This window comes from Meiothermus sp. Pnk-1, assembly GCF_003226535.1.
GTDB lineage: Bacteria > Deinococcota > Deinococci > Deinococcales > Thermaceae > Allomeiothermus.
Map to the genome: position 1 here is coordinate 134556 of NZ_QKOB01000003.1, position 16141 is coordinate 150696.

At 63.2% G+C, this 16141-nt stretch carries 17 protein-coding genes and 1 other RNA gene; 2 read left to right on the plus strand and 16 right to left on the minus strand.

Going from position 1 to position 16141, the window contains the following annotated elements; genetic code table 11:
• Positions 1-6: 6 nt before the first annotated feature.
• Both DNA98_RS05415 and purH read right to left on the minus strand, forming a co-directional pair.
• Complete coding sequence (locus DNA98_RS05415) at positions 7-1302, minus strand: hypothetical protein (protein WP_110527328.1); 1296 nt, start codon at positions 1300-1302, stop codon at positions 7-9.
• 281 nt (positions 1303-1583) lie between these two features.
• Positions 1584-3092: a bifunctional phosphoribosylaminoimidazolecarboxamide formyltransferase/IMP cyclohydrolase gene (gene purH / locus DNA98_RS05420; protein WP_110527331.1), complete on the minus strand. Its 1509-nt coding sequence runs from the start codon at positions 3090-3092 to the stop codon at positions 1584-1586.
• Positions 3093-3135: 43 nt separating this feature from the next.
• Here purH and DNA98_RS05425 point away from each other — a divergent pair, with 43 nt between their 5' ends.
• Positions 3136-3540 (plus strand): GatB/YqeY domain-containing protein, encoded by a 405-nt coding sequence (locus DNA98_RS05425; RefSeq protein ID WP_110527333.1) that lies wholly within the window; start codon positions 3136-3138, stop codon positions 3538-3540.
• Positions 3541-3591: 51 nt separating this feature from the next.
• Positions 3592-3982: RNase P RNA component class A (rnpB, locus tag DNA98_RS05430), an RNA gene on the plus strand.
• A 72-nt stretch (positions 3983-4054) separates the two neighbouring features.
• Here rnpB and DNA98_RS05435 read toward each other — a convergent pair.
• The 14 genes from DNA98_RS05435 to DNA98_RS05500 all read right to left on the minus strand — a co-directional run bounded on the left by DNA98_RS05435 (position 4055) and on the right by DNA98_RS05500 (position 16116).
• Positions 4055-4432 carry a hypothetical protein gene (locus tag DNA98_RS05435; protein WP_233493103.1) on the minus strand — a complete coding sequence of 126 codons (378 nt, stop codon included), beginning with the start codon at positions 4430-4432 and terminating at the stop codon, positions 4055-4057.
• 185 nt (positions 4433-4617) lie between these two features.
• Positions 4618-5253: a hypothetical protein gene (locus DNA98_RS05440; protein WP_110527339.1), complete on the minus strand. Its 636-nt coding sequence runs from the start codon at positions 5251-5253 to the stop codon at positions 4618-4620.
• On the minus strand, positions 5254-6849 hold the full coding sequence (locus tag DNA98_RS05445; protein WP_129865623.1) for a phage tail protein: 1596 nt from the start codon (positions 6847-6849) through the stop codon (positions 5254-5256).
• Positions 6849-7949 (minus strand): baseplate J/gp47 family protein, encoded by a 1101-nt coding sequence (locus DNA98_RS05450; protein ID WP_110527344.1) that lies wholly within the window; start codon positions 7947-7949, stop codon positions 6849-6851. The genes DNA98_RS05445 and DNA98_RS05450 overlap by 1 nt, the downstream gene beginning before the upstream one ends.
• Positions 7942-8325 (minus strand): hypothetical protein, encoded by a 384-nt coding sequence (locus tag DNA98_RS05455; protein WP_110527347.1) that lies wholly within the window; start codon positions 8323-8325, stop codon positions 7942-7944. Before DNA98_RS05455 ends, DNA98_RS05450 begins: the two co-directional genes overlap by 8 nt.
• 2 nt (positions 8326-8327) lie before the next feature.
• Complete coding sequence (locus DNA98_RS05460; protein WP_110527350.1) at positions 8328-8567, minus strand: hypothetical protein; 240 nt, start codon at positions 8565-8567, stop codon at positions 8328-8330.
• An 18-nt stretch (positions 8568-8585) separates the two neighbouring features.
• Positions 8586-8849, minus strand: coding sequence for a hypothetical protein (locus DNA98_RS05465; protein ID WP_110527353.1), 264 nt, complete (start codon positions 8847-8849; stop codon positions 8586-8588).
• Complete coding sequence (locus DNA98_RS05470; protein ID WP_110527356.1) at positions 8842-9513, minus strand: hypothetical protein; 672 nt, start codon at positions 9511-9513, stop codon at positions 8842-8844. Before DNA98_RS05470 ends, DNA98_RS05465 begins: the two co-directional genes overlap by 8 nt.
• The gene (locus DNA98_RS05475; protein ID WP_110527359.1) at positions 9513-10130 is read right to left on the minus strand and encodes a hypothetical protein; all 618 of its coding nucleotides are present in this window, start codon (positions 10128-10130) and stop codon (positions 9513-9515) included. The genes DNA98_RS05470 and DNA98_RS05475 overlap by 1 nt, the downstream gene beginning before the upstream one ends.
• The gene (locus tag DNA98_RS05480; RefSeq protein WP_110527362.1) at positions 10123-12537 is read right to left on the minus strand and encodes a phage tail tape measure protein; all 2415 of its coding nucleotides are present in this window, start codon (positions 12535-12537) and stop codon (positions 10123-10125) included. The genes DNA98_RS05475 and DNA98_RS05480 overlap by 8 nt, the downstream gene beginning before the upstream one ends.
• Entirely contained in the window at positions 12534-13031 is a 498-nt protein-coding gene (locus DNA98_RS05485) for a CHAP domain-containing protein (protein ID WP_158531607.1), read from the minus strand. The genes DNA98_RS05480 and DNA98_RS05485 overlap by 4 nt, the downstream gene beginning before the upstream one ends.
• Before the next feature lie 61 nt (positions 13032-13092).
• Positions 13093-13323: a hypothetical protein gene (locus DNA98_RS05490; protein WP_110527369.1), complete on the minus strand. Its 231-nt coding sequence runs from the start codon at positions 13321-13323 to the stop codon at positions 13093-13095.
• Positions 13320-14561 carry a phage minor head protein gene (locus DNA98_RS05495; protein ID WP_110527372.1) on the minus strand — a complete coding sequence of 414 codons (1242 nt, stop codon included), beginning with the start codon at positions 14559-14561 and terminating at the stop codon, positions 13320-13322. Before DNA98_RS05495 ends, DNA98_RS05490 begins: the two co-directional genes overlap by 4 nt.
• Positions 14548-16116: a DUF935 family protein gene (locus tag DNA98_RS05500; protein WP_110527375.1), complete on the minus strand. Its 1569-nt coding sequence runs from the start codon at positions 16114-16116 to the stop codon at positions 14548-14550. Before DNA98_RS05500 ends, DNA98_RS05495 begins: the two co-directional genes overlap by 14 nt.
• Positions 16117-16141: the final 25 nt, after the last annotated feature.

Sequence of the window (16141 nt, forward strand, 5' to 3'; positions counted from 1 at the left end):
GGTGGTCTAGCGCAAGGGTAGGTTAGCCGGAGCCATGTTGAAAGCCAGGCCATAGGGGGGGTGGTTCAAGTCAGGGCCGCTGAAGCTGCGGTCTGGCTTGACCTGCTGCCCCAGCCCGCTTGTTTGGCTGGACGGAGCGTACATCAACAAGAGGTTTTGGCTGCCGTTGAAATCCGTGACCCAGAGGTTGCCCTCATTATCGAAGGCCATGGCCCCGAACAGGTAGGAGGGGGTGTCGGTTTGGAGCTGCACGTCCGGCTTGGCAGCGGTGCTGCTCAGCTCGCTTTTGGGGTAGCGGAACAACCAGTCGAGGGTGCTGACCCAGAGGTTGCCGCCCGCATCAAAAGCCAGCGCGTAGGGGGCGATAGGGGTGGTGTCGGTTCCGCCGGTGAGGGTGAAGTCTGGGGCCGGGCTGCCGCTGCTGGCGATCTTGGAGGGACGGAAGCCATACACCTTGTTGGCGCTGGTGGAGCCGTCGGCGACCCAGAGGTTGCCCGAAGAGTCAAAGGCCAGCCCGGCGGGGTTGTAAAAGATTTTTTGCAGGGTGCGGTCCGGGGTGAGGGTGGTGCTCGCCGAGGCCAGGGCATAGGCCGAAAAATGAACCACCTTGCCGCTCGTAAAGTTGGACACCCACAGCCCACCCTCCTCATCAAAGGCCAAGCCAAACGGCCCGTCAAAGTCGGCGCTGGTGAGGACTCGAGCGGGTTTGAGGTCGGGGTCATTGCTGTCCAGTTGGGAAACGGTGTATTGGATCAGTTGATTTTGCCGACGGCTGACGACCCACAAATTCCCGCCCGCGTCAAAGGCCAAATCTTGCGGATCGTCCACCGAGGCATCCTGACCGAGTCTGGTGGTGGCCCTCAGGGCGGGGTTACTCATGCCAAGGCCGCCGCCGTCGTAGCCCAGGATCAAAGGGGTCCCTGAGTTGATGAAATTCATACCCACCCAGACCTTCCCGCTGCCCGGAGCTTGGACATAGGTCAGCTTGGCTTGGGCGCTGCCGCTGACCACTACCGTCTGGGGGTCGGCGCTATAGGCGGTGTCGATGATCGCGCTGCCGCTCTTACGAACGCTCTGGGGCAGCAGATAGTAGTTGCCCGGAGCGAGCGAGGTGAGGGTGGTGCTGGCGGTTACGGTCTGCCGGTAGTTGTTGGGGCCGAGCACCACTACGCGGGGGTTCACCCCACTCGGGGCCACCAAAGTGATCTGTAAGCTGTTGAGGCCGTTGCTGTCCCCGTTGCCACTGCATGCCGAGAGCAGCGCTCCCAGCCCTAAAACGAACCACGCCATGCCCTTGTTCATCTTCCTCCTCGAGGGGGGCGATCGGGGTCATCAAACTTGGTCGAACCCGGCCCTTTCGGCAGCCCGAAACCTGCAAGACAGCGCAGATCGAGGCAGCATTTCCCCCTTCTTACGCAGGGTGCAACAGCCCTGGTCAGATCTGGGTAAGAAAAAAGCCGGGTTCCGCCGATCCTCCCATCGCCCAAAGCCCCTGGGGCGGGGGAGGGCGAAGCGTCCTACCTGGGATGCAGCAAATCCGCCCCCCGGAAAAGATCGCCCAGGGCGCGGGGTCTTCTCTGGAGTCAGTGCTTGAAATGCCTCGAGCCCGTAAACACCATCGCCACCCCTAGCTCATCGGCGGCGGCGATCACCTCCTCATCGCGCTTGGCCCCACCAGGCTGAACGATGGCAGTGACCCCAGCGGCGGCGGCGGCGCGCACCACATCGTCGAAGGGAAAGAACGCCTCGGAAGCGAGAGCTGCCCCCCGGGCCTTCGCGCCCGCATTCAGGATGGCTCGTTCCGCCGCCCAAATGCGGCTCACCGCGCCGGTGCCGATGCCCACGGTCACGCCGTCCTTGGCCAATACGATGTTGTTGCTGCGGGCGTGTTTGCCCACCTTCCAGGCGAACTCCAGGTCCCGCCACTCGGCCTCACTGGGCACGCGCCGGGTCACCACCCGAGGAGCGAGCTCGCCCCAGCTACGCAGATCCCGGTCTTGCACCAAAAACCCACCGACGAGGGGACGGTACTCGAGCCCTCCTATCCGCGTAGGGTGGGCCACCAATACCCGCAGGTCGGGTTTCTTGGCCCGGTACCATTCCAGGGCTTCCTCGCCGACCGCCGGGGCGATCACCACCTCGAGAAAAGTTCCCCGCATAGCCTGGGCGGTCTCGAGGTCTAGCGGGCGATTCAGGGCCACCACCCCGCCGAAGACCGAGAGCGTGTCGGCGTCTCGAGCACGTTCCCAAGCCTCTTTTGGGGTCTCCCCCACCGCCACCCCACAGGGATTGGCGTGCTTGACCGCGACGCAGGCTGGCTGGGTGAACTCTTGCACCAGGAGCCAGGCCGCCTCGGCATCGGCGTAGTTGTTGAAGCCCATCGGCTTCCCTGCGAGCACCTGGGCATCGAGCACCGGGCCGGTCTGGCCCTCGAGCCGGTAGATGGCCGCATCCTGGTGGGGGTTCTCCCCGTAGCGCAGGGGGGTGTCCTCCTTCAGCTCAAGCCCCAACACCTTTATCGGCGGGAATTTCTCTCCCTCAAGCCAGCTCGCGATCGCCGCGTCGTAGGCTGCGGTGTGAGTGAAGGCTTTGTAAGCCAGGCGGCGGCGAAAATCGTTGGTGATCCCGTTGCGTAAGGCTTCCAACACCGCTGCATAGTCCGCCGGGTCGCACACCGGCAACACCGCAGCGTGGTTTTTGGCCGCCGCTCGCAGCATGGCTGGGCCGCCAATATCTATGTGTTCCAGACATTCCTCAAAGGAGGCCCCCCGAGCCAGGGTCTCACGGAAGGGATACAGGTTCACGCAAAGCAAGCTGATCCGGGCGATGCCTTGCCGCTCGAGCTCCCTTTGGTGCTCGGGGGTAGGTTTGGCGAGCAACCCGGCATGGATCGCCGGGTGAAGGGTCTTGACTCGGCCTTCGAGGATCTCGGGAAATCCGGTGACTCTAGAGATGTGAATCGCCGATAGCCCTGCCGCCTCGAGGGCTTGGTGGGTTCCCCCGGTGGAAATCAGCTCAAAGCCCAAGCCCGCCAATCCCTTGGCGAACTCGATTAGTCCAGTTTTGTCGGATACCGAGATCAGTGCCCGCATAGGGCAATCATACCTGGGCCGGCTTTCGTGTACCCTGATACTCATGGGCACGAGCATCTACGACCAAGTCAAGAAAGACATCATCGAGGCCATGAAACGGGGCGACACCGCGACGCGGGACTATGCCCGGGTGGTGAAGGCCGAGTTCGACCGCAAGGGGGACGGCAGACCCCTCGAGGACACCGACGCGGTAAAGATTCTCAAAGCCCTCAGGCTTACCGCCGAGGAGAACAAAAACGCCTTTGAAATCGAGTATCTGGACCGCTACCTGCCCAAGGAGATGAGCGAGGAGGAGCTCGAGGCTTGGATTCGCACCCACATCGACTTCTCCAAGTTCAAAGTGCCCCTGGCAGCAGTGGGAGCGGTGACTAAAGCCTTAGGGCCTGTGGCCCCTGGGGAAAAGGTGCGCAAGGTCATCGAGAAGATCAGCGCCGGACGAAGCCAATAGCCCCGGCTGAGCGTGACAAGTAAGGTCTTTCTGCGCTACAATAGAGTGCCTTGGGAAAGGGGCACGGTCGCGGATGGGCAACCATCTGAGGAAAGTCCGGGCTCCATAGGGCAGGGTGCCAGCTAACGGCTGGGCGGGGTAACCCGACGGAAAGTGCAACAGAGAGCAGACCGCCTAAGCTCGCCCGAGACCGGGGCCTACAACCCCTCGCTCGCGAGCCGGCAAGGGTGAAACGGTGGGGTAAGAGCCCACCAGTGCTGGTGGAAACATCGGCAGCTAGGCAAACCCCACCCGGTGCAAGGCTAGCCCGCGTAAGCGGGTAAGGTAGGGAGGGCTTGCCCGGCCCGTACCTGCGAGAAACAGCCGCTCGAGGTCGCTGGCGACAGCGATCCTAGATAGATGACCGTGGAAACAGAACCCGGCTTACACCCTTTCCCGGGCTACCCCCTCCACGAGGAGGGGGTTCACTCTATTTCAGCCTGGCTGAAGCGGGCCACAAGTATCCCCTCTGCCTTCACCTTCTCGCGCTGAGGTCGTTCACCATAAAGCGTATGGACTGGGTTTTGTTTTGCCAGCTCACCAAGACACCCACGATCCGCTGATCCGGGGGAGGGGGTGGCTGACTGGGCTTGTTCTTGATCATAAGCGACACCCTCTGGCCTAGCTGCACTTGCTGTGGATAGAGGCTAATCTCATACCCCGAGGATTCTGCGGTGAGAAAAAACCACTGGTTGTCCAGCGCAGAATCGGCAGCCTGGGTCTTGCGCAGGATGAAATCGATGAAATCGCTGTCGAAATGTTTGGTGACAGTGACGCGGCTGTCTATGGTGTAGCAAGAGAGAGAGCCGATTTGCCAATAAGCCTGGGAAGAGCTGCGAGAATCCTCAGGCACAAATGCCTCAACCTCAGCAGGGCCCGGACACGGGCGGATCAAGGTGCATGCACTGAGGCTAAAGGTGAGTGATATCAAGATCACCGCTCTCATACTGTCATGTGCCACGCTATTTGTCAGAAGTGAACCACGCTATTTGTCAGAAGTGAACCACGCTATTTGTCAGTAGCACCCCCAGCGTGAGGCTATTTCAATCCGTATAGCTCTAGCCGAATCACTGGCGCAAGGGTGTATAGGTCGCTGCGAGAATAGTCGAATGTAAGCACGTCTCCTGCTTGAAGGGCCAAAATATCCTCATGTAAAACTCCGTAGCTTCTTCCGTCCGGGGAGTAGCTGGTGGCCTCACGTCCCGAGAACGCCCACCCCGATGGCGTGTACAGCATATTCACAGTCGTTGTGTCATAACTTCCGTGCTCCGCCCAAAACATTTCAACGTTGTTACGCTTTATGCGGCAACGTACCTGGCTTACGAACAAGCGCAACAAATATAGCTCGCTGCGCGGAACGGACAGTTGTCCAGAGTTGTACATGTTGAACGGATCGTCGATTTCGTTGAAGCTAAACGCGTAGTACACAGGGTTCAAGTCCGGAGAACTTTGGCTCAACGCCGCGTCCTGCTGGTACAGCTTGACGTAGTAACTCGTGGATTCTAATGTGTCGAGCCGTCCGTTTATATCAAGGATTTCAGATTTCAGGTACTGGCTGCGGTTAGCCAAAGCCTGAAATGCGGGGCGCAGCGATGCGGCGGTACGCCGGTCTACCCCGTCCACCGGAACGCTGACGTTTGGATCAAACGTACTGGATTCGGTCAGGTTTTCCATTTAAGTCCTCCTGTAGATCTCGACAATTTCCCCTTCGTCCCACACGCCGTCGTCTTGCCACAGCTCATCTGTCTCTCCCCAAATGGCACCTCCGGTTATGTAGAAACAATATGCAAGGACGCTGTGGGCCGCCTTTAGGGAGTTAACCACTCCCAAAATGCGCGCTCGCTCGTCGGCGCTGAGCTGTACTCCCCACAGCATTCCGTCGTCCTCCCAAATTCCATCATCCGCCCAATTCGGCACGCTCTGAGGGTTAGTGGGCCTTAATGTCAAACTGAACTCGGCCCAGCGCGCCGGGATTGAGCGAAACAGTTCATAGATTTTGGCCGTATATCCCAGGATGGCCATTGCATTTTCCAAACCGCGCACCGTCCCCGAACGGTACCACCAGTCCCAGGCCCGCAGCAGCCGAGCTCGGTAGGCATCGGCCCCCTCGGATGGGTAGCGCGGCATGCGCCGGTCCTGACCGATGAGGGCTAGGGCGTCGTCGGGAGCCGCGGTGATATAGCGCGCGCGCACCGCCAGCACCAGCCAGTCCACCAGCCGGTCCTTGGCCCCTCCCAGCTCCTCCTGCCACTGCCGCCCCCAGTCCTGTTGCAGCCAGGGGGGTGAGAGATCGCGCTGGTAGGCCCGGTAGAGGCCAAACTTCTTTTCATCAGATTCAACAATAGAGATATTGACGGTTACCCTCTCCCCAGCCTCTCCGACATCAATCGTTACATATTCATAACTCCCTGGCAATGCGTCAGGATTGATGAATATTGTTAGGGTGGCTGTATTGCCCGTAACTGCCGGGGGAGAAATCATTGCACGTACGTTTGGCGAGGATATAAGAGTAAATTCGATGACTCCTTGATATTCGTTGTTTGCCCCCCGAAAAATATCTACGTAGATGTTCACGCTGTCGCCTGGGCGAGCTTCTATGTTGGATTGGGAAAAATCAATCGAGAAAGTGTTTTGTTGCAAATTATAAATCCAAATCGTATCGGCGTCGCCGTAAAACGTTCCTACTGGCAATAGCTGATTTGGAGCCGCCCAGGGATTATAGTCCCTGCGGAATACTTGTAATATTTTAGCATTGCCCACCTCGGCAATTTGGGACCACCCGGTGGGGGCGGCCACGCTTTCTGCAGCAAACGCGGCAATCCACTCTCCGCCGAAGTATGGGGGATTGGTTGGGGGATTGGGCGGATGAAACTCCGGCGCAAACGATTGTCCTAACGCGATTTGTTGGTAAAAGCTATTCCACCCATCGTTTTGCTCGTCTAAAATGACAAGCAAATCCGCGGTTGTGCCCGGGGGGAGGAAGATTTCAGCGGCGACATCGCCGCCGTAGTATAAACGAGGATGCCAAACGAATTCTCCAATGAATACCAGTGAATTGTTTGAATCAACAAAAACGTTTGCGTCGCTAACGGCCCAGGCGTCCTGGTCGGGGTTTGGGTACAACCGCAACCCGAACCGATCCAAATCGCCTTGTACGTTGGTCGCTACCACTACTGCGTGATGTAATTGCGCGGCGTTTATCGGGTAGGGGTACACCAGCATTAAACTGTTTACACCGGATGCCTGCGCGGATAGAGTAAAGTTGGTCATTACACCTCCATCCACTGCAAATCCAGATTGAGCACCGCCACCTGGCTTGGCTCCAGCGCGGTGTCGCTCGAGCCGCTCAGGGGCACCACGTTGCGCACGTGCTCCACCATCAGCGCCTCGATGATCGCGGCGTGGTAGAGCGTTCCACCGATCTCCAGGCCACGCTCTAGTGCGGCCAGGGCTGAGGTGACGGCGGCCTGAGCCTGGGCTTTGTAGCCCGAGTACACCTCGACCCGGTACGAGCGAGCGATGGTGATCGGCGTGGCCGCATAAACCGCCACGTTGGCAGTAATGCTTCGATACTCCTGGATCAGGGCGTTGGCCCTGGCCACGGCCTCGGAGCTCAGCCCACCCTCGCCCCACAGGATCACGTCCACCGTCCCCATCCCGCGGGGGTGCTGGTCGAGGATTTTCACTTTGGTGATGGAAGGGTCGGCGTCGCGGGCGTAGGCCTCGTAGAAGTCGCGCACCCGGCCCCGGCTCAGTTTGGCCCACTGCAACCGGGCGCGGCGCAGCAGGGACGCGTCGGTCTCGGCGTCGGCCCCGAGCGTGAGGATGGCGTCAGGTGGATTGGTCACGCTCACGCCGGGCAAGGGGGTGACCAGGAAGCGGATAGTCCCGCCTGGGACGTTGTATTGCGCTCCAGGGCCTTCGGCCTCGAAGGTGAGCAGTAGGGTGCCGCCGGGGGGAAGCGTACCCCCCTCGGTGTTGTTCCACAGCAGGCCGCCCTGCTGTGCGGAGGAGGCCCAGAGTTGGCGCTCGGCGATGGTGTAGGGGCCGGCCCAGCCCTCGGCCCGCAGCTCCAGCTTGCGCACGTTGCGCACCGCGGGGTAGCGCTCGAGGCCGAAGAGGTCAAAGGCCCAGGCGTCCAGCCAGCCCCCTTTGGCCAGGCTGCCGTAGCCTCCCTTGGCGATTTCGATGGCCATCAGGTACAGGTCGGCCAGCGCCGCCGCGTCCACCTCCAGCAGGGTGCGCTCCCAGCCGCCGGAGTACCAGTCGTTGGTGACGAAGCCACGCCCGGCCAGGGCCGTCAGCAGCTCGCCGAGCACTTGGTCGGCGGATTTGGGGGAAAGGAGTTGTTGCAGGCTAATTTCAGGCACGTAGCACCTCCACACGCACCTGATCCACGGCGAGGATCAAGGCGAAGGGGCCGCCGTCGGTCTCCACCTCGAGCCGCAGGTTCAGGCTGCGCTGCGCCAGCAGGTCGGGGTTGAGTACCGTGGCCGTGGCACTCAGGACTCGAGGGTCCTTCTCGCACTCCGCCGCGGCGAGCTGCTCGATTTCGTAGACCTCCTGTGGCCCTACGGCGGCGCCCACGTACTCCCGCAGGTCAAACCCGTAGGTAGGGTCGTAGAACAGGCCCCCTCGAGGGGTGATCAGCCGACGTAGCAGTGCGGCGGCGAGGTTGTCTGCCCCGCTGAGGATGGTAAACCCCTGTTGGGTGATGGCCCCGATGTCCGTGCCGAAGTCTGCCATAGCTAGACCCCCTTGACCGCAGTAGATGGCTGTAGACCCCCAGGGCCGTACACCGCTACCGGAAATACCGCAGCATCGCCGCCGAGCTGGATGCTGGCCGCGTTGACGGATACCGCTAGACCCGCCACCTCCACTTCACTCCCCCGGACCACCACCGAGGCCAGCGGGGAGAGCAGGCTGATGGACCCGGCCTCCGCGTCCAGGCGCACTCTATAGCCCTCGGGGGTGGCCACCTCGAGCACGGCCAGGCTGCCCGTCTGCTATAGGTGGGCGGCGGGTTGTGCGGGATCGCCATTCTCGAAACTTAGCAGCGTCCGCGCACCCGGCCGCACCTTGACGTATGCGCCGGGCAAAAACACCCGGAGGGGCACCCGCACCAGCAACGGCAGCTTGGCGTCGTCGGGCTCGAGGTCCAGCGTCATGTCGCCGTGGTCAACCAGAACCCTAGCCGGGTAGAGCGCCTGGTAGTCGATACGCCCGTCACGGGTGATCTCACGCAGAGCCTGCTTCAACCGCTCACGCACAGAGCACCTCCGTGCGCAACTCCGGACCGATCAGGTGGAGTACCCGCTCCACCCGGCCCAGCTCGGTGAGCTTGCCCGCCACATACCCCTGAAGGCGCACGCCGGGCAGGAGGGAGGGCTCGAGCTGGAGCTGATACTGCCGCAGCAACGGCATTGCCTCGACCACGTCTACCGACCTGTCGTACCCCGGCCAATTCTCCTTGCCCACCCACACCTCGCCGCTAGGCAACACACGCCAGGCACGCCCGGGGAACTGCTCCAGCACCTGACTGAGCGCCAACCGCGCCGGCCCCCCCATGCGGCTCCAGGTGGGTAGTAAGGTTGGCAGGTCGATTTCTCCCGCCTTCTCGCGGCATTCCGCCAGCGTATCGCGCACAACGACGTCGGCCCGAACACCCCGATAGAACTTGGGCCGCACGTCCATGTCGAGCTTCCCGGCTCCGCCTACGACCAGCACCGACCACCACCCCCCGGCTGCGCCCACCCTCAGACAGGTGGTAGCAAACGCCATATCGGCCAGGATTAGGGATACCGAGTCTCCTACCCTGATCGGGGCTCTGCTGGCCTCGACGGCCAGCAGGAGCCTGGCAGTGAGCCTGCCTACGCGGGGAATGCTGAGGTTGGCGCGGGCGATCGGATGCCGATTTGCCATCAACAGCGCCATCACCGACCCCCCGTGATCTGTTGCGCGAAATTGAACCCTGCCTGGAACTGCTTCTCGAAGTAGGAGCTGGGCGGGTTTTTCTGGGCTTGCTTAGCAGTGGGCTGGGCTCCGGGCTTGCGCGGGTCCGTACCATCCCCGCTCGAGCTGGGCGACGACTCCGTGCCAATTTGACCGACGTTGACCCGAGCTTGGGCGTACTCGGGGAAATACTCCCGGAGTTCGATCTCCAGCGAGTACCCCTCCCGGCTGTAGTCCGGGGCCCGGATGGACGCGATGTAGACGTCTTTTAGCCCATGTAGGCTGAGGTTCGGGTGCAGGGCATTGAGAGGCTGGATCGGGTCGCCCTTGCGCCGCCGGTACAGGTCCAGCACGGCCCGGAGCTTTGAAAACTCTTCAGCGTCGATCACCTCCACGCGGACGGTCGCTTTTCCGGCCCTCCAACCCAGCTCGAGCGCTCTCACCCCCTCCTGACCGGGCACGCTCACCTCATCGACCTCGGGCGCGCCGGGCTCCACGTCAACATTGACAACGCCGGGCACCGTTACGCGCCCCTTGGGGCCGACCAGGATTAGGGTTTCCCACAGTTCGGGGTTGATGAAGGGGTTAGGACTAGCCATTCAGGCCCTCCTCGATGGCAAGCTCTTCGATGGCCAGGAGCACCCTTTCGGCGGACAGCTCCGCCACGCGCTCCGCAAATTCCCGGGCCTCAGCTCCCTTGGGAACAGACAGGTAGAACTGGTTGGTGATGTGGTAGGTACTCCTGCGGTTGGAGCGGACGGCTACTGGCAAAAGGCCCAGCCCTTCCCGGGCCTCCAGCGCCAGCGGCATCTGGAGGGTGGGGATGGTCGCCAGGTTTGCCACCGCCGCCGAAACCTCGGGGAGACCGGCGCTGATGCCCTGAGCCATGCCCACCGGGAGCATGAGCCCCAGACTGGCGAAGACCCTCGAGGGCGACCGAATCCCCAGAAGCCGCTTGAAACGGTCAATGACGTTGCTGGCGATGCCACTCACCGCCTCGACCGCGCCCTTTACCCCGCTGCGGATGCCGTCGGCAAATCCGATTAGGAGGTTCTTCCCATACTCGACAAACTTCGGCCCCAGCAGTTGCAGTGGGGCGGTGAGGGTCTGGCTCAGGCCCTGCATGACCCTGGCCGCACCCGCGCGAATCCGGTCGAAGTCTCCCGTGAAGAGGCCCACCGCGATGTCGATGAAGCCGCTGATGATGTTGGTGATGCCCGCGAGGCCCTGGGTGAACACGGCAGCGATGCGGGTCAGGCCGATCGTCACAATGCCCACGATGAAGCCCAGGACCCAAGCGAACAGCCCCCCTAGCCAGCGCAGCCCCCCACCTGCCCGCTGCAGGCCCGCCTCGAGCACTGCCCCGATGGGCCCGATCGAGGTCAGGACGTTGGCCCAGGCCTGGTGCAGCTGCCCGAAGGTGCTGACCAGTGGGGCCAGCGCGGAGGCCACCTGCCTGCGGAAACCGTCCACGTGGTTCCAGGCCCACACAAAGGCAGTGCCCAGGCCCACCACGGCGGCGATCATCAGGCCGATTGGGTTGGTAAGCAGGGCCGCGGCCAGCCCGCGCGCCGCGCCCGTGAGGGCGATGATGCCCAGGCGCAGGGCCGGGATAGGGCCCCCCAGGCTCTGGAGCTGGAAGCGCAACAGGGCCAAGCCCAACGAGAGCAGGCGCCCGGTGCGCTGGACGTCGAGCATGGTCTGGCGGAGGAAGGCCATGCCGATCCGCGCCTGGGCCGAGGCGTAGCCGATCCCCGCGAGCGCGGCGACCGCCAGTCCGCCGCCGAGGGCGAGCGCCGACAGGCCGATCACCACCCCGACGAGGACGTTGCGCAGCAGGGGGAAGCGCTCGAGCAAATCCGTGACCCAGTTCAACATTCCCGCTCCCGCCTCGAGCACCCGCTGGACCGGCGGCAGCAAGGTGTTCCCGACGGTGACGCCCAGGCTCTTCAGCGCGTTCACGAACAGCTGGAGCTTCGACTCGGTGGTCGCGACCCGGCTGGCGAACTCCCGGGCGACGCTCCCGGCATACCCCTGGCGGTTCGCCATCTGCCCCAGGTTCTTCTCGATGTCGGGCAGGACGTTCACCAGCGCGGCGATGTCGTCGCTGTACTCCGCCCCGAAGAGCAGTCCCAGCGTGGTGGGCATGTCCTTGGCGCCCCGGACAGCGCGCATGAACCGCAAGAGTGCTCCGGTAGCGTCCTGCTGCATGGCCGTCTGGATCTCGGCGGCGCTCAGGCCGATGGTCGCCAGCCCCCGCTGGAAGTCCTTGCTCTGGATCGACGCCGAGCCAAGGCGGTTGATCAGGGTGGAAAGCCCCGTGGAGACGACCTCGGGGGAGCGGCCGGTGGATAATATCGCCGAGGAGAACGCGGCGACGTCTTGCCCGGCCATGCGGAACTGGTTCCCCACCGGTCCCACCCGGCGCAGGGTCTCGAGGATGTCCGGGGCCTTGGCCGCCGTCGTGTTGGAGAGGTGGTTGACCGCATCCGCCAAGCCCATGACGTCGGGCTGGGTCAGCTTGAAGATGTTACGGAGCTGGGCCAGGGTGTCCCCCGCCTCGCCCGCGCCGATGTCGAAAGCCACCGCCGTCTTAGCCACGTCGCGCACGAAGCCGCTCAGCTCGGCCAGGGGAATGCCGGCCTGACCCCCGGCGGCGGCGATCTGGGTGAGCTGGTCGATCGAGAGCGGAATCTCGCGCGAGAGGCGGCGGAGGTCGTCGAGCAGCGCCTTGGGGCCATACTGGGGCGTAAAATCAACCACTTTGCGCACGTCGGCGAAGGCGGATTCCAGCCTCATCGCCTCGCTGGTGGCGCCCGCCAACGGCGCCGCCAGCAACGCCCCCACGGCGGCGATGCCCGCACCGGCCTGCATGCGCTGCATGGCCTCGTCAGCCAGCGCCACGTGGTGCTGCAGCGCCTGGATCCGCCCCAGCGTCCGGGTGATCGGCCCGCTGAGCCGGTCGGCCAGGTCCACCAGGACTTGCAGCCGGTAGAGGCCGTTCACGCGATTCTTGCCCTCCCAAGGCTTCCAAAGTCCTCCGGCAGCCGGACCACTGTGGTGATGCGGTCCCACGCCTGCAGGGGAGTAACCGCCAGGGCCCCTCCACCCTGTCCGTATTTGCGCTGGCGGCTCTTGGAGGCGGTGTTTTCCACCACATACAGCCGGCCATCGCGCTCGACCACCACCCCCACATGGCCATAGGGAGCGGAAGCGTCGCTAAAGACGATGTCGCCAGGCTTCAGGGGATTCTTGCGGTCGATAACAACGCTATAGCCCAGCTTCCTGCAGGCCATCTCGGCATCCACGGCCCAGCGGCGACGGTACTCCTGCGCTGTCATGCCCTTGGCTAGGAGGGCGTAGAGTTGATATGCGGGCAGATCCAGTGCCTCTTCGATTACATCCCGCACGAAGGCCAGGCAGAAGAAGGGTCGTCGCTCGGTATCGGGCTCGCCGAGCGCGGCCAGGGCCTTGTTGGCGATCTTCTCTCCGACAGTCACACGAGCCTCCAGCAAAGAAAAACAGCCCCCGAAGGGGCCGCTAGGGTATCCACAGTGTACCTTAATCGGCTGGGCTCTGGTCTATGGAGGCTAGCAGCTTCTCCACCCACTCTCGCTTGGCCATGACGATGAGGGGCTCGAGCTGATCCAGGTCATACTGGGCCGCGACCAGGGAACTATGCCATAGCTCCTTGAACTCCGCAAATCCCAGCCTGCCCGCTTCCTTGAGGCGGCGCGCCTCGGCGGCCAGTACGTTGAGCCGCTCGAGGTTGGGTTGGGGAGGGGCGATCATGGCAAACCAAGCTCCTTCCGAGCCTTCTCAATCATAGCATGCCCGGTCGGGTCGAAGGCAAACAGCGTACGAGCGGCAAAAGTGTGCGCTGCGAAGCACTCACAGAAGTATTCTTCCCAGTCACGCCGTGCCCGCAGGCTGATCGCTGATCCACTCCGATACGCCTCCTGGACCAGGGCGATGAAGCCCTCCCGACCCTTGAGGTCCACGAGCAGGTGGTGGCCGATCTCGTGAATCAGGGTACGGCGCAGGGCCTCCACCAAAGTTTCTCCGGTCGCTGAGAAGGTCTTGAGGCGGGCCGGACGGAAGTCCTGATTGATCGTTTGTGCGGGGCGTGCGCTATTGAGCACCAGGTGCTGCTCGTCCTCCAGGTAATACCCCAGAAGCACGTTTTCCCCCTGGCCGGGTAGAGGTTGAATGTCAAGGACTGCCAGGGGTCGCTTGCGCAGATACTCGCTGAGTCCAGCTTGGGCCAGAGCCCGGTAAACTGCGTTGGTGTCCGCGCTTGAGAGAACGCTTCTGCCGGCCAAAAACTGTTCCCCTAAGCGAATTTGCTCGGCCCGCATGGAGCCCATCCTATCCTGCTCATACTGAAAGGCCGCCCATAGCTCAGGATCGTAGTCCGATGCTCTGGGTCGCCATCCTTCCACATCCGGAGGCCTGCCGAAGCCCTCGAGCGGGGGCTGGTCGGGCACGGTCTGGCTGACGCGTCCTCGTGCTTGCTCCGCCGAGTAGGTCACCAACGCCGTGCGGCAGCGGAAGTGCAGGGGCGGAATATGGTTAGTCCAGAATGGATCATCCGCCGGGCGCACCACCCCGGCGAGGTTGCGGCAGATGCTGGAGGTGCGGCCATCGAGAACCACCTCGAGGCCCCAGTATGGCCGGGAGTCCCGCAGCTCGTTGGCCGCCCGCCAGCGCCCGGCCCCGTAGGCCATCTGCAGGTTGGTATCGAAGATGGTCCGCAGGCGGTGGGGGCTCTGCCCTCCCCAGGCCCGGGCTACCTGCTGACTCAGCCTCTCCCGGAACCTCTCGAAGGTTTCCCCCTCCGCCAGAGCGGCGTCCAGCGCGTTCATGACCTCCTGCACCAGGTCGAGCCGGGCCAAGCCGGCTACGAAGAACGCCCGCCGGCGGGCGGCGTCGCTCAGGGCACGGAACTCGGGGTCGGTGACGGGGAGCCTCGAGCGGAAGAACTCGAGGGCCGCCTCCGGGTCAACCGCGATGCTCTCAACCATCCACATCGGCGTCTTCTCGCTGGGCTAGCATCCCCGCCAGTTCGGCCAGGGTCACGCCCACCTCCAGCAGACGGCTGAGCTGGGAGACGTCGAGCTGGGGGAACAGCCGGATGAGGCGCCGCCTGAGGTCGTCGTATCCGTCGGCCTGGCGCACCTGTTCGAGCAGGAGGTCCAGCGGGTCCTTCATGGCCTCGCTGCCAAGGTTGAGCGCCTGACCTAGGAGCTCGAAGACGTACTGCTGTCCGTTGAGCACTCCACGGCTAGGTCGTGCGGATTCCAGGCTCACGCGGGTAGCCTCGAGGGGGGTCGGGCGCTGGGCGCCGGGCCGGATCAGGATACGCTCGTTGGCCTGCGGTGCGGGCAGGCCGAACTCCCGCTGCACATAGCTCTCGGGGATGGGTACGCCCATCTGCTGAAGGAGGTCTAGTGTCTCCGCGCGCTGCTTCTGGTCTTTCTCCTCCTCGAGGATGCCCTGAATCACCGGGGCCAGCTTTATTCTCTCGATGCCAAAATTGAAGGCGATAAAGGGTTTGGCGAGCTGTTCCCGCAGGGTTTCGCCGAGGGCCAGCGTATCGGCTTCCAGCAGGTCCATGCGGGTCTTGAGATGCACCTGTCCGAGGGCCTGGGTGCCGTGCTGGCCTTCGCTCGAGGTGAGGGTCTGTCCCAACACGGCCAGGGTCATCTCGCGGTTGGCCAGCTCGATCAGCTTTTCATAGACCTCTGGGCCACCCCTTTGCGCAGTCTCGATGATCTCAATCTCGGTATCCTTGCTGATCACTCCGGCAGCGTCGGTGCCGAGGTTGCGCACGGCGGCCTCCAGGGCATCCCGCTCGTCCTTCCCGGTCGCCGGGTCATACTTGCCCAGTCGATAGGGCTGTCCGTACAGCTCGCCGTAGGTCAACCAGTCTTTGAGCTCGTAGTGCTTGAAGAGGTACCACCAGGCGGTGGTACGCATCAATCCGGCCCGCGTGGGGGAGCCCGCCCGGGCCCGGTAGCGGTGCTCGATCACCTGACCGTACTGCGGCAGCATGCCCGTGGGCTCTTCCTGAGTGCGGATCTTAAAGCGCCTGAGGTTGAAGTCGTAGATGAGATGCTTAGCCCCAATGTGCTGGAACTGCGTGGGCTGCCACAGCCCGTCTACGCGCTCCCAGACCAACCCCACCATGCTCACGCCCTGCCCCAGGGCATCCAGCAGGTCCAGCATTAGCCCGCGCCAGGGCATGTCGGTCCACACCTCGCGGAAGGCGTCCGCGTAGCGCCTGGCCTCGCTGCTACTGTCCTTGGGCTCGACGCGCCACTCGAGGCCGATGCTGGCCAGCCGGCGATCCTGCATGAGTTTGAGCAGGGTGCCGTCGCGTTCCTCCATCTCCTCAAAAAGTTCAGCTTGGGTCTCGAGGTAGCCGTCGTCGGCCTCGCGTAGGATCTGGGCCAGGCGCTGCGGGGTCAGGCCCCGCAGCGGGTAGCTGCGCCACCTCGAGTCCAGTCCCAAGACCGGCGAGGGGGTCTTGTTGGTAGGGGGGCTGGAACTGATGGGGTTGCCGTACTGGTCGAGGATTGGCATAGTCCGCGCTCCAAAAAGAAGCAGC